The 12,150-nt window shown below is 71.4% G+C and carries 13 protein-coding genes and 1 pseudogene; 11 read left to right on the plus strand and 3 right to left on the minus strand.

What is annotated here, in order from left to right:
• Positions 1-39 precede the first annotated feature (39 nt).
• The 3 genes from TR49_RS39745 (at position 40) to pyrE (ending at position 2,432) form a co-directional block, all read left to right on the plus strand.
• Positions 40-948, plus strand: coding sequence for an SRPBCC family protein (locus tag TR49_RS39745; RefSeq protein WP_052434111.1), 909 nt, complete (start codon positions 40-42; stop codon positions 946-948).
• Positions 949-1,038: 90 nt separating this feature from the next.
• The gene (locus TR49_RS08295) at positions 1,039-1,884 is read left to right on the plus strand and encodes an aldose epimerase family protein (RefSeq protein ID WP_042378878.1); all 846 of its coding nucleotides are present in this window, start codon (positions 1,039-1,041) and stop codon (positions 1,882-1,884) included.
• An 11-nt stretch (positions 1,885-1,895) separates the two neighbouring features.
• Positions 1,896-2,432, plus strand: coding sequence for an orotate phosphoribosyltransferase (gene pyrE / locus TR49_RS08300; RefSeq protein WP_042378880.1), 537 nt, complete (start codon positions 1,896-1,898; stop codon positions 2,430-2,432).
• Positions 2,433-2,451: 19 nt separating this feature from the next.
• Here the strand turns inward: pyrE and TR49_RS08305 are convergent, their stop codons facing one another.
• Positions 2,452-3,219: a DedA family protein gene (locus TR49_RS08305; protein WP_042378881.1), complete on the minus strand. Its 768-nt coding sequence runs from the start codon at positions 3,217-3,219 to the stop codon at positions 2,452-2,454.
• Between the two features lie 214 nt (positions 3,220-3,433).
• Here TR49_RS08305 and fbaA point away from each other — a divergent pair, with 214 nt between their 5' ends.
• Entirely contained in the window at positions 3,434-4,456 is a 1,023-nt protein-coding gene (fbaA, locus tag TR49_RS08310; RefSeq protein WP_042378884.1) for a class II fructose-bisphosphate aldolase, read from the plus strand.
• An 83-nt stretch (positions 4,457-4,539) separates the two neighbouring features.
• On the opposite strand, the gene TR49_RS08315 is transcribed toward fbaA, so the two are convergent.
• Complete coding sequence (locus tag TR49_RS08315; RefSeq protein WP_042378886.1) at positions 4,540-4,959, minus strand: DUF3151 domain-containing protein; 420 nt, start codon at positions 4,957-4,959, stop codon at positions 4,540-4,542.
• A 140-nt stretch (positions 4,960-5,099) separates the two neighbouring features.
• Here TR49_RS08315 and TR49_RS39750 point away from each other — a divergent pair, with 140 nt between their 5' ends.
• The 3 genes and pseudogenes from TR49_RS39750 (at position 5,100) to TR49_RS46995 (ending at position 7,287) form a co-directional block, all read left to right on the plus strand.
• Positions 5,100-6,197: a hypothetical protein gene (locus tag TR49_RS39750; RefSeq protein ID WP_052434112.1), complete on the plus strand. Its 1,098-nt coding sequence runs from the start codon at positions 5,100-5,102 to the stop codon at positions 6,195-6,197.
• A gap of 25 nt (positions 6,198-6,222) precedes the next feature.
• Positions 6,223-6,810 (plus strand): annotated as a pseudogene (locus tag TR49_RS46990) (DoxX family membrane protein); the annotation flags it as partial.
• Between the two features lie 12 nt (positions 6,811-6,822).
• Positions 6,823-7,287, plus strand: a complete 465-nt coding sequence (locus tag TR49_RS46995; protein ID WP_236653273.1) for a Rieske (2Fe-2S) protein — start codon at positions 6,823-6,825, stop codon at positions 7,285-7,287.
• A 22-nt stretch (positions 7,288-7,309) separates the two neighbouring features.
• On the opposite strand, the gene TR49_RS08330 is transcribed toward TR49_RS46995, so the two are convergent.
• Positions 7,310-8,101, minus strand: coding sequence for a hypothetical protein (locus TR49_RS08330; RefSeq protein WP_042378888.1), 792 nt, complete (start codon positions 8,099-8,101; stop codon positions 7,310-7,312).
• 132 nt (positions 8,102-8,233) lie between these two features.
• Here TR49_RS08330 and TR49_RS08335 point away from each other — a divergent pair, with 132 nt between their 5' ends.
• The 4 genes from TR49_RS08335 to TR49_RS08350 all read left to right on the plus strand — a co-directional run bounded on the left by TR49_RS08335 (position 8,234) and on the right by TR49_RS08350 (position 12,146).
• Positions 8,234-9,517: an adenylosuccinate synthase gene (locus TR49_RS08335; protein WP_042378892.1), complete on the plus strand. Its 1,284-nt coding sequence runs from the start codon at positions 8,234-8,236 to the stop codon at positions 9,515-9,517.
• Positions 9,518-9,645: 128 nt separating this feature from the next.
• Positions 9,646-10,242: a GNAT family N-acetyltransferase gene (locus tag TR49_RS08340; RefSeq protein WP_042378893.1), complete on the plus strand. Its 597-nt coding sequence runs from the start codon at positions 9,646-9,648 to the stop codon at positions 10,240-10,242.
• Between the two features lie 11 nt (positions 10,243-10,253).
• Complete coding sequence (locus TR49_RS08345; protein ID WP_042378895.1) at positions 10,254-10,700, plus strand: GNAT family N-acetyltransferase; 447 nt, start codon at positions 10,254-10,256, stop codon at positions 10,698-10,700.
• A gap of 90 nt (positions 10,701-10,790) precedes the next feature.
• Complete coding sequence (locus TR49_RS08350) at positions 10,791-12,146, plus strand: aspartate aminotransferase family protein (RefSeq protein ID WP_042378898.1); 1,356 nt, start codon at positions 10,791-10,793, stop codon at positions 12,144-12,146.
• Positions 12,147-12,150: the final 4 nt, after the last annotated feature.

Raw genomic sequence — 12,150 nt, forward strand, 5'->3', positions numbered from 1 at the left:
CGGCTCCTACGGGCCGAGGGCTCGGTAGGCTCACCAGGCATGGAGCATGAGGTACTGGTACCACTCTCGCCGCAGGCCTTCCGGCGGTCCATGGACCGGCCCGAGCTGCTGGGTGTGTGCATGCCCGGCTTCACGTCCGACGAGGGCGGGGAGAACCCGCTCGAAGGGCGGCTGAAGCTGCGGATCGGCAGCACCTCCATCACCTACCGCGGCGAGCTGCACCGGCTCGACGCGGGCGACGACCCGGACGAGTTCCTCTTCGCGCTCGACGCCCACCAGGCCGTCGGCGCCGGGGGCGTCGCGGGGACGGTGCGCCTGCGTCTGGACGCCGACACGACCGAGCCGGGGCTGGAGACGCGCATCCTGTTCCTGACGTCCCTTCAGGGAACGGGCAGGATCGAGGAGCTGTCCGCCGCTGCCGTCCACACGGCGATCCGCCGTCTGCTGGACCGCTTCTGCCTCGAACTCGCCGAGCGCGCGGAGGAGGACGTCGCGGTGGAGGACGAGACGGAGGACGGCACGGACGGCTCCGACTTCTTCCTCGTCGAGGGCCTGGGCGACCTCAACGACCTCGGCCCGCTCGAGGACGAACTCCAGGACCTCGCCGGACTGCCCGAGTTCTCCGAGCTGGACGACCTCCCCGCGCCCGCCGAGGCGACCGCGGACTCCTCGGCCGGCGCGACCGCCGATCCTGCCCGGCGGCACATCGTGGGCCGCTCCGCCGAGGAGGTGGACCACGCCCCGCCGCGCGGACGCTACGCACCGGCCCTGCCCGCCCGCAGCGCGCGCTCGCGGGCGTCGGCGCGCTGGGGGAGCCCGGAGCCGAGAATGGGGGAGCCGCCCGTCGTCGCGCCGGAGCGCATCCCGACGCCGTGGCTGGTCGGCGGCGGGGTCGTCCTGCTCGGCGGAGCCGTGGTGCTCGTCCGGGCCCTGCGCCGCTCCCGCTGACACGATGCCGCCCGGCCGACGCGTGCCCGAACCCGTCATGACGCCAGAACCCGTCATGACGCCAGAACCCTCCGGAAGGAAGAACCACCCGTGCTCGACCTCGCCCCCGTCCTGCTCTCCGCGGGCGACGCGGCCCTGACCGTCCTGCCCGACGCGGGCTGCCGCCTCGGCAGTCTGCGCCTCGGCGATGTGGAACTCCTGCGCACCGCGCAGGACATCGCGGATCCGGCCGGTGACGTCTTCGGGTACGGCTCCTTCCCGATGGCGCCGTGGGCCGGCCGGACGGACCGCGGCCGGTTCAACAACGGCCCGGTGCGGCACCAACTGCCCCTCGACCTCGTCCCGCACGCCGCGCACGGCACCGCGCTGCGCGGCCGCTGGCGTGTCGCCGCCGCGCCCGCCGTCACGGACGCGGGCATGACCGCCGCCTTCGTCCACGAGCTGGCCGAGCCGTGGCCCTACCCCGGCCGGGTGTCCCAGCTGTTCGAGCTCTCGCCGGACCGGCTGCAGATCACGCTCTCGGTCGAGGCGACGCGCGACTCGTTCCCGGCGCAGGCCGGCTGGCACCCGTGGTTCCGCAAGTGGCTGCGCGAGGACGGGCCGCAGGCCGCGCTGGACTTCGCGCCCGCCTGGCAGGAGGAGCGCGGCCCGGACCACCTGCCCACCGGGCGTCGCATCGATCCGGCGCCGGGCCCCTGGGACGACTGCTTCGGCTTCCCCGACGGCATGGAGGCGACCCTGCGCTGGGGCGACGAGCTGGCGCTGCGCATCTCCAGCGACTGCGCCTTCGCCGTCGTCTTCGACGAGCAGGCCGACGCCCTGTGCGTCGAGCCCCAGTCCGGCCCGCCCAACGGACTGAACACCGCCCCGCACCTGGTCACCCCGATCGAGCCGCTCGAGGTCACGACCACCTGGAGCTGGACCCGCACCAGTTAGGCTGGAGCCTCATGAGCACCTCACGTGACGCGCTTCTCGAAGAGATCAAGACCAAGGCCGTCGTCCACGGCAAAGTGACCCTGTCCTCCGGCCTCGAGTCGGACTACTACATCGACCTTCGGCGCGTGACGCTGGACGGCGTGGCCGCGCCGCTGGTCGGCCAGGTCATGCTCGACCTCGCCGCCGACCTCGACTTCGACGCCGTCGGCGGGCTCACCCTCGGCGCCGACCCGGTCGCCACCGCCATGCTGCACGCCTCGGCCGCGCGCGGTCAGCGGCTGGACGCCTTCGTGGTGCGCAAGGCGCAGAAGGCCCACGGCATGCAGCGCCGGATCGAGGGCGCCGACGTCAAGGGCCGCCGCGTCCTGGTCGTCGAGGACACCTCCACCACCGGCGGCTCCCCGCTGACCGCGGTCGAGGCCGTCCGCGAGGCCGGCGGCGAGGTCGTGGCCGTGGCCACCATCGTCGAGCGCAGCGCCGCCCAGGCGATCGCGGACGCGGGCCTGCCCTACCTCTTCGCCTACCAGCTGAGCGACCTGGGGCTCTGACGCGCGGACGTCCGGGGCGTCACCGCCTGCGGTGGCGTCCCCCGCGGCCCGCACCCTGGCCCGCCGCGACCGAGGACGGGCCCTGCGCCAGGCTCGCGTCGCCGTCGCCCACGGCGGCTGTCTCGGCCACACCGTGCGCGGCCTCGCGACGGCCGCGCAGCATCTCGATGGCGATCGGGATCACCGAGAGCAGCACGATCAGCAGCACCGCCGGGATCAGGTACTTGTCGATCACGGGCGCCATGGAGTCGCCGAACTTGTAGCCGATCAGCAGCATGGCCTCGGTCCAGACCAGGCCACCGACCGCGTTCCACAGCAGGAACGTGCGGGCGGGCATCTCCAGCGTCCCGGCGACCGGGTTGAGGAAGGTGCGCACCACCGGCACGAAGCGCGCCATCACCACGGCCTTGGCCGGGCCGAAGCGGTTGAAGTACTGCTCCGCCTTGACCACGTGGTCCCGCTTGAACAGCTTCGAGTTCGGCCGGTCGAACATCCGCGAGCCGACCTTCGCGCCCAGCAGGTGACCCAGCTGCGCGCCCGCGATCGCGCAGAGCGGCGCGCCGACCAGCAGCGTCCCGATCGACATCTGCGTGCCGAGCAGCGCCTTGCCCGCTCCGGACGCGGCCACGCCGCCCAGGATCAGCAGCGAGTCGCCGGGCAGGAAGAAGCCGATGAGCAGGCCCGTCTCGGCGAAGACGATCGCCAGCAGCCCGTAGACGCCGACCTGCGCGATCAGCGCCTTGGCGTCCAGCAGGGTGCTCAGGTTGAGCGCGAGATTCTGGGTCACCCGCGCAGAGTAGCGGGCGCAGGTGTCCGGACGCTGTGGCGCCCGTTGCCCCGCAGGGACCCTTTCGTCCGCCGGGCTCCCCCCGTGACCTGCCGCCCGGCGTGATGAGGGGCTTGCGCCGCAGTGCGAGAATGGCGCTCGGTGCCCGGTCGACGACGTCCGGCGTCAGCACCCCATCCCCATGCGTAGACGCCCACGACAGGAGCGGATTCGAATGCCTATCGCAACGCCCGAGGTCTACAACGAGATGCTGGACCGGGCCAAGGCAGGCAAGTTCGCCTACCCCGCCATCAACGTCACCTCCTCGCAGACCCTGCACGCGGCCCTGCGCGGCTTCGCCGAGGCCGAGAGCGACGGCATCATCCAGATCTCGACCGGCGGCGCCGAGTTCCTGGGCGGCCAGCACAGCAAGGACATGGTGACGGGCGCGGTGGCCCTCGCCGAGTTCGCGTACATCGTGGCCTCGAAGTACGACGTCAACATCGCCCTGCACACGGACCACTGCCCGAAGGACAAGCTGGACGGCTACGTCCGCCCGCTGCTGGCGATCTCCGCCGAGCGCGTGGCCCGCGGCGAGAACCCGCTGTTCCAGTCGCACATGTGGGACGGCTCCGCCGAGACCCTGAACGACAACCTCGCCATCGCCGAGGAGCTGCTGGCCCAGGCCCGCGCGGCGAAGATCATCCTCGAGGTCGAGATCACCCCGACCGGCGGTGAGGAGGACGGCGTCTCCCACGAGATCAACGACTCCCTCTACACCACGGTCAACGACGCCGTCCGCACCGCCGAGGCTCTGGGCCTGGGCGAGAAGGGCCGCTACCTGCTGGCCGCCTCCTTCGGCAACGTCCACGGCGTCTACAAGCCGGGCAACGTCGTGCTCAAGCCGGAGCTGCTGCGCGAGCTGCAGGACGCGATCGGCAAGCAGTACGGCAAGACCGACCCGTTCGACTTCGTCTTCCACGGCGGCTCCGGCTCGACCACCGAGGAGATCGAGACCGCGCTGGAGAACGGCGTGGTCAAGATGAACCTCGACACCGACACCCAGTACGCCTTCACCCGCCCCGTGGTGGACCACATGTTCCGGAACTACGACGGTGTCCTGAAGGTCGACGGCGAGGTCGGCAAGAAGTCCACCTACGACCCGCGCACTTGGGGCAAGCTGGCCGAGGCCGGCATGGCCGCCCGCGTCCTCGAGGCCGCGAAGCAGCTGCGCTCGGCGGGCAACAAGCTGAAGTAAGCCCGGCGGCACGCACCCCGCGCACGACGAGGGCCCCGGAACCGCCTGGCGGTTACGGGGCCCTCGTCCTTGCCGTCGTCCGGCTACTGCTTCAGCTCGGTGTAGGCCTCGGGGCTGCTGTCCTTCAGGAACTGCCAGCAGCGCGCCGCCTCGTCGGTCTCGCCGATGGTGTCGGCGGCGCGGGCCAGCGCGGCCAGGCAGCGCAGGAAGCCGCGGTTGCCGCGGTGCTCCCACGGGACCGGCCCGTGGCCCTTCCACCCGGCGCGACGCAGCTGGTCCAGGCCGCGGTGGTAGCCGGTGCGGGCGTAGGCGTAGGACTCGACGACCCGGCCCGCGGCGAAGGACTCGTCCGCGAGCTGCGCCCAGGCCAGGGAGAAGGTCGGGTGCGCCGCCGCGATCTGCGCGGGGGAGGCGGACTGCTCTGCCATCTGCTGGTACGGCTGCTCGTCCTCGGGCAGCAGGGTCGGCTCCGGTCCGCCGAGCAGGTTCTCGTGAATGGACATGGCTGCCAGTCTGCCACTTCGGCAGTCGGCGGATCGATGTCACGGTTCGACGAAGGTTCGCGTGCGGTGGGAACTCCGCAGCGGCGAGAAGGCATCCTCCGTTCCGTCATCACATCACCGCACGTCACGGGAGGACGACTGTGGGCGGGAGGTTCGCCTGGCCGGCGGCGTTCGTTGCCGCGTTCTGTGTGTTCGTGGGCGGGGTCTGGGCTGTCGCGACGACCAGCTGGTCCACCGTGGCGGCCGAGGCCGCGGCTCCGACCGCCACGCCCACGACGACGGCGCCCGCACCGGCGCCGTCGTCCAGCGCCACACCGGCGCTGTGGACCCAGAGCACCCTGCGCACGTACCTCGTCGCCGAGCTGAACCGGACCGATCCCGGTGTCGCCCTCGACGACCTGGAGCACATCACCCGGGTCCAGCCGCAGGTCAGCCGGTTCTGCCACCCCGTCGCCCACGACCTCGGGCACGCGGCCCTGAAGAAGTACGGCAGCTTCGGCAAGGCCGTGGCCTTCCGCAACGACGTCTGCGGCTCCGGCTACCTGCACGGCGTCGTCGAGGAGACGCTGGCGCAGAGCCCCGACCCGGTGGCCGCCGTCACCACGCTGTGCGCCCCGCAGATGTCGGCGTCGTGCATCCACGGCATCGGCCACGGCGCGATGTTCGTCTCGCGTCTGAACGTCCCGAAGGCGGAGCGGCTGTGCGACCGCTTCGGGCAGACCTACCAGGTGGTGGCCTGCTCCGAGGGTGTGTTCATGCAGCTCTTCGAGCCGGACGAGGACGATCCGGCGGCCCTGGTCCAGCTCCCTTCGGCCCGGCTCGCGGCGGAGCCGCTGTACCCGTGCCCGGAGCAGCCGTCGATCTTCCAGTCGGCGTGTTACTTCTACGCCCCGATCTACTACCTGCAGACGCACGATTACGTGAACCACCCGGAGAGCTTCGTGCAGGCGCTGCGGTGGTGTCTGAAGGCGCCGACGTCGGCAGGGCAGCAGTCGTGCACCCGGGGGACCGGCTCGCGGCTGATCAAGTACAACATCGACCGGCCCGTGTGGACGGCGGCGCAGTGCGAGGCGGCCCCGCGGGAGTGGCAGCGGCCGGCCTGCGTGGGCGGGATGGTCAGCTACTGGAACGTCAACTTCCATGACAAGTCCGCGCGGACCAAGCTGTGCCCGCAGCTGTCCGGTGAGGCCGCGGTCGAGTGCCGGGCCTCCTCCGGCGGCAGCAGCTCCGAGGACTGACCGAGACGCGCGGAGAAGAAGGATCATGAACTTGTTTCCCGAGTCGTCCGAGTGGCACGAGGCGCCCGAGTCGCCGGACTGGCGTGATACGCCCGAGCCGTTCGAGGCGCCGAAGCCGTTCGAGGTGCCCGATGCGTCTGCGTCGTCCGGGTGGCGTGCGACCCTGCGTCGCCAGTCACTGCTGCCGCTGCGGATCTTCCTCGGCGTCACCTTCTGTTACGCGGGGCTGAACAAGCTCGGCGACCCGCACTACCTGGCCGGGGCGGCCGATCCGGCGTCCTATCTGTCCCAGCTCCATGCGGCCCTCGCCGCGCACAGCCCCGCCGCTCCCCTGCTGCGGCTGGCGCAGCACGCGCCGACGGCGACCGGCACGGCGCTGGCCTTCGGGGAGCTGGCGGTGGGGCTGGGCACCCTGCTCGGGCTGTTCGGCCGGATCGCGGCGGCCGGGGGCGCGTTGCTCAGCCTGACGCTGTTCCTGACGGTCAGCTGGCGGACCCACCCGTACTTCCTCGGCAACGACCTGGCCTACCTGGCCGCCTGGACCCCGCTGGTCCTGGCCGGGGCGCCGTCGCTGTCGCTCGACGCCCGGCTGGCAGCCCGACGCGCGACCCGGCGTGCGGCCAGCATGCTGCCGGGCCGACGCCGGGCGCTGCTCGAAACGGGCACGGCGGCCCTGGCCGTCGCCGGCGGCGGTCTGCTGGCGGGCGCGCTGACGGCGCGAACCCGCGGCCGGACGACCGCTCCAGCGGCACGCCGACCCGACAGCGGCGACGCGACCAGCGGTGCGAGCGTCGCCGCCGCGAAGGTGCCGGTCGGCGGGGCGGTCCAGCTCAGCGCACCGGGGAGCGGCGACCCGATCTTCGTCGTCCAGCCGAAGCCGGGCACGTTCTGCGCGTTCTCCGGGGCGTGCACCCATGCCGGCTGCACCGTCCTGCCCCCGAAGAACGGCTCGTTCGTCTGCCCCTGCCACGACTCCGCCTTCGACGCCGCGACCGGAGCGGTGCTGCGCGGTCCGGCCACCGAGGCACTGCCCCGCTACGCGGTGACGGAGTCGGGCGGCGTGCTCCGGGTGGCGGCGAAGCCCGAGTAGGTCCGGCCGCGGACGCGGCCCGCTACCGCGGCACGCGCAGGGACCAGGCGGAGGGCTCCACCGTCCAGGTGCGCTCGCGCACCGGCGCACTCAGCGCGTGGTCCGCCTCGTAGGTGAAGATCGAACCGCCGACCGTGACGCGGCGCGCCTGGACCGGGACGGCGGCGTCGATGCGCAGTTGGGCCGCGCCGTCGTGGCTGGAGAGCGCCAGTGCGCGGATGGGGTGTGCGAGATCGGCCAGGACCTGCCCGTCGGCCTCGACGCGGAGGGGTTGCGGCTCCGGGAGCGTGCGCGTTGCAAGGGCCCTGGCAACCCGCCCGGCGAGATCTGTCCACCAGGTGGACGGCAACATGTTCGCCCTGGGCGAACGCTGCCCCGGGATGCGGACGCCGCCGAGGACGACCCCGCCGCCGTCGTCGACGAGCAGGTCGAGCGGCCGGTCCGTGCCGCTGACCACGGCGCGCGCCGCCTGCACCGGACGGACCTCCGCGCCCAGCGCGCGGGCCAGCTCGGTGCGCGGTCCGCGGCCGACGGGGATGACCGCGACGGGGGCGGCGCCCAGCGTGGCCTGCTGATGGAGAAGTTGAACGACGAGTTGCAGATATCTGTCATCACCGATCACGACCGGTCGCCTGCGGCCGCGCCGCGCCAGCAGGCGATCAAGGTCGGACAGGCTCTCCGGGACCGCCGTCTTCACTGTCAGGGCGGCGCCGAGCACGTCCTTGGCGACCCGCACCGACTCGCCGTCCAGGGCCAGCGCCGCGGGGGAGACCAGGACCAACACGGGCTCGCCCGCCGAACGCTCAGCCGACACCGTGGTCCTTCCTCGGGTAATCTCTCGGTGTAAGAGCCCCTTGCGCTTTTGCGCCAGGGGCTTGGTCTATCCGGGGCCAGTGCGGCGGCCTTCCGCCGTGAGTTTTGCCCCGCCCGAAAGGGGTGTACGCCTGTGCCCGCACTCGTGCTGGTCGGCGCTCAGTGGGGAGACGAGGGCAAGGGGAAGGCGACCGACCTTCTCGGCGGCTCGGTCGACTACGTGGTCCGCTATCAGGGCGGCAACAACGCCGGTCACACGGTGGTCGTAGGCGACCAGAAGTACGCACTTCACCTGCTCCCCTCCGGCATTCTCAGCCCGAACTGCGTCCCGGTGATCGGCAACGGCGTGGTCATCGACCCGGCCGTGCTCCTCTCCGAGCTGGCCGGGCTGCAGGACCGTGGCGTCGACACGTCCAAGCTGCTGATCTCGGGCAACGCGCACCTGATCACCCCCTACCACCGGACCCTGGACAAGGTCTCCGAGCGGTTCCTGGGCAAGCGCAAGATCGGCACCACCGGACGCGGCATCGGCCCCTCCTACGCCGACAAGATCAACCGCATCGGCATCCGGGTGCAGGACCTCTTCGACGAGAGCATCCTGCGGCAGAAGGTCGACGCGGCCCTCAATGACAAGAACCAGATCCTGGTCAAGCTCTACAACCGGCGGGCGATGCCGGCCGAGCTGGTCGTCGAGGAGTACCTGGGCTACGCCGAGAAGCTGCGCCCGTTCGTCGCCGACACCGCGCTGATCCTGAACCAGGCGCTGGAGGACGGCAAGGTCGTCCTTATGGAGGGCGGCCAGGGCACCCTGCTCGACGTCGACCACGGCACGTACCCGTTCGTCACCTCGTCCAACCCGACCTCGGGCGGCGCCTGCACCGGCACCGGCATCGGTCCCACCAAGATCGACCGCGTGATCGGCATCCTCAAGGCCTACACCACCCGCGTCGGTTCGGGCCCCTTCCCGACCGAGCTGTTCGACGAGGACGGAGAGGCGCTGCGCCGCATCGGCGGCGAGCGCGGCGTGACCACCGGCCGCGACCGCCGCTGCGGCTGGTTCGATGCCCCGATCGCTCGCTACGCGACCCGGATCAACGGTCTGACCGACATCTTCCTCACCAAGCTGGACGTGCTGACCGGCTGGGAGCAGATCCCGGTCTGCGTCGCCTACGACGTCGACGGCACGCGCGTCGACGAGGTGCCGCACTCGCAGAGCGACTTCCACCACGCGAAGCCGATCTACGAGATGCTCCCGGGCTGGTCCGAGGACATCACCAAGGCGCAGACCTTCGAGGACCTGCCGAAGAACGCCCAGGACTACGTGAAGGCGCTGGAGGAGCTCTCCCGCTGCCGCATCTCCGCCATCGGCGTCGGCCCCGGCCGTACCGAGACGATCCAGGTGCACTCGCTGCTGTAGCAGTGGCTTCTGATCAAGCCCTCGCCCCTTCCGGGCGGGGGCTTTTTCATGTCCAGGACTCCTCTCTCTGATTTGTACTAAGGCAGATACTGATTGCTTCTAGTGCAAAGCAGGGCTATGTTTCGGGCATGACCGCGAAGACCCCTCTCCCCGTCGTGCTCACCGGACGCCACGTCCGGCTCGAGCCGCTCACCCTCGACCACGCGCCCGCTCTGTGGGAAGCGTTGGAGCCGGACGCGGAGGAGGTCTTCCGGTGGATCCGCCCGGCGCCCCGGAGCGCCGAGGAGCTGGCCGGGTACGCCGACGACCTGCTGCACGGACCCACGCGCTACCTCGCTTTCGCCGTCGTCGACCTGGCGGCCGGGCACCCCGTCGGCTGGACCACCTACCTGGACATCCAGGAGGAGCACGAGCGCCTGGAGATCGGGTGGACCTGGTACGCCCGCTCCCACTGGCGCACCGCCGCCAACACCGAGGCCAAGCTGCTCCTGCTCACCCACGCCTTCGAGGAGCTCGGCTACGGCCGGGTCCAGTGGAAGACGGACATCAACAACGAGCGCTCGCAGCGCGCCATCGCCCGCCTGGGCGCCCGGCGGGAGGGGGTGCTCCGCCGCCAGGTGCGGCGCGGCGACGGCAGCTGGCGCGACAGCGTCTACTTCGGCATGAACATCGAGGAGTGGCCCGAGGCGAAGGCGCGCCTGACCGAGCGACTCAGGAAGGGCTGAAGGTCATCACCATGGCTGACATCACCATCTCCGCCCCGACGGAAGCCGACCACCCGCGCTGGCGCGAGCTGTTCACCGGCTATGCCGAGTTCTACCACGTGGAACTGACGGAGGAACGGTTCGCACAGTCCTGGGCCTGGATCCACGACGCAAACCACCCCGTCGAGTGCCTTCTGGCGCGTGACGCTGACGGTCGGGCGATCGGACTGGCCCACTTCGCCCCGGACCACTCGCCGCTGCGCGGCACCCGCGGCTTCCTGCACGACCTCTTCGTCGACCCCGCCCACCGCGGCAGCGGGACCGTGGACGCGATCCTCGCCGAGCTTCGCCGGCTCGGCCGCGAGCGCGGCTGGTACCAGATCCGCTGGAACACCGCCGACGACAACTACCGCGCCCGCGCCGTCTACGACCGCAACGGGGAGAAGACGCCGTTCCTGCTCTACGTGATGCCCTGCTGACGAGCGACTGACAGGCTGTCGCCCTGCCCCCGGATCGCCAGACAGGCTGTCGGTTCCGGGGGCGACGCGTCCGAAAATACGCTGGCCGACATGACGATCTCCCCAGACCCCGTTGCCGGCCAGGCGGTCAAGGCTGCCGACCGTGCCCACGTCTTCCACTCGTGGTCCGCGCAGTCCCTGATCGATCCCCTCGCCGTGGCCGGGGCGGAGGGCTCGTACTTCTGGGACTACGAGGGCAAGCGGTACCTCGACTTCTCCTCCCAGCTGGTCAACACCAACATCGGGCACCAGCACCCGAAGGTCGTCGCCGCGATCCAGGAGCAGGCCGCCAAGCTCTGCACCTTCGCGCCGGCCTTCGCCATCGAGGCCCGCTCCGAGGCCGCGCGCCTGATCGCCGAGCGCACCCCGGGCGACCTCGACAAGATCTTCTTCACCAACGGCGGCGCCGAGGCCAACGAGAACGCCATCCGCATGGCGCGACTGCACACCGGCCGCCAGAAGGTGCTCTCCACCTACCGCTCGTACCACGGCGCCACCGCCAACGCGATCGCGCTGACCGGCGACCCGCGCCGCTGGCCCAACGAGACCGGCGTCTCCGGCATCGTCCACTTCTGGGGTCCGTACCCCTACCGCTCCAACTTCCACGCCGAGAACGAGGCGCAGGAGTGCGAGCGCGCGCTGGCGCACCTGGAGCAGGTCATCGCGTTCGAGGGTCCGCAGACCGTCGCCGCGATCATCCTGGAGACCGTCGTCGGCACCGCCGGCATCCTGATCCCGCCGGCGGGCTACCTCGCGGGCGTCCGCGAGATCTGCGACCGCTACGGGATCGTCTTCATCCTGGACGAGGTCATGGCCGGCTTCGGCCGCACCGGTGAGTGGTTCGCCGCGGACCACTGGGGCGTCACCCCGGACCTGCTGACCTTTGCCAAGGGCGTCAACTCCGGCTACGTGCCGCTGGGCGGTGTCGCCATCAGCGGCAAGATCGCCGAGACCTTCGCGGAGCGCCCCTTCCCGGGCGGTCTGACCTACTCGGGCCACCCGCTGGCCTGCGCCTCCGCCGTCGCGACCCTCAACGCGATGGCCGAGGAGGGCATCGTCGAGAACGCCAAGCACATCGGCGAGACGGTGATCGGCCCCGAGCTGCGCGCCATGGCCGAGCGTCACCCGTCCATCGGCGAGGTCCGCGGCCTCGGCGTCTTCTGGGCCGTCGAGCTGGTGCGGAACCGTGAGACCCGCGAGCCGCTGACCCCGTACAACGCGGCGGGCCCCGCCAACGCGCCGATGGCCGAGCTGGCCGCGGAGTGCAAGAAGCGCGGCCTGTGGCCGTTCACCAACATGAACCGGTTCCACGTCGTGCCGCCGTGCAACGTCTCGGAGACCGAGGTCAAGGAGGGCCTCGCCATCCTCGACGAGGTGCTGACCTTCACCGACCAGCACACCGCCTGACTTG

This window comes from Streptacidiphilus melanogenes, assembly GCF_000787835.1.
In the GTDB taxonomy this organism is placed as follows: Bacteria; Actinomycetota; Actinomycetes; order Streptomycetales; family Streptomycetaceae; genus Streptacidiphilus; species Streptacidiphilus melanogenes.

Coding starts and splice junctions, on each gene's coding strand:
- TR49_RS39745 (WP_052434111.1), top strand. CDS start 40: ATGGAGCATGAGGTACTGGTACCACTCTCGCCGCAGGCCTTCCGGCGG.
- pyrE (WP_042378880.1), top strand. CDS start 1,896: ATGAGCACCTCACGTGACGCGCTTCTCGAAGAGATCAAGACCAAGGCC.
- fbaA (WP_042378884.1), top strand. CDS start 3,434: ATGCCTATCGCAACGCCCGAGGTCTACAACGAGATGCTGGACCGGGCC.
- TR49_RS08315 (WP_042378886.1), bottom strand. CDS start 4,959: ATGTCCATTCACGAGAACCTGCTCGGCGGACCGGAGCCGACCCTGCTG.
- TR49_RS46995 (WP_236653273.1), top strand. CDS start 6,823: ATGCTGCCGGGCCGACGCCGGGCGCTGCTCGAAACGGGCACGGCGGCC.
- TR49_RS08340 (WP_042378893.1), top strand. CDS start 9,646: ATGACCGCGAAGACCCCTCTCCCCGTCGTGCTCACCGGACGCCACGTC.
- TR49_RS08345 (WP_042378895.1), top strand. CDS start 10,254: ATGGCTGACATCACCATCTCCGCCCCGACGGAAGCCGACCACCCGCGC.
- TR49_RS08350 (WP_042378898.1), top strand. CDS start 10,791: ATGACGATCTCCCCAGACCCCGTTGCCGGCCAGGCGGTCAAGGCTGCC.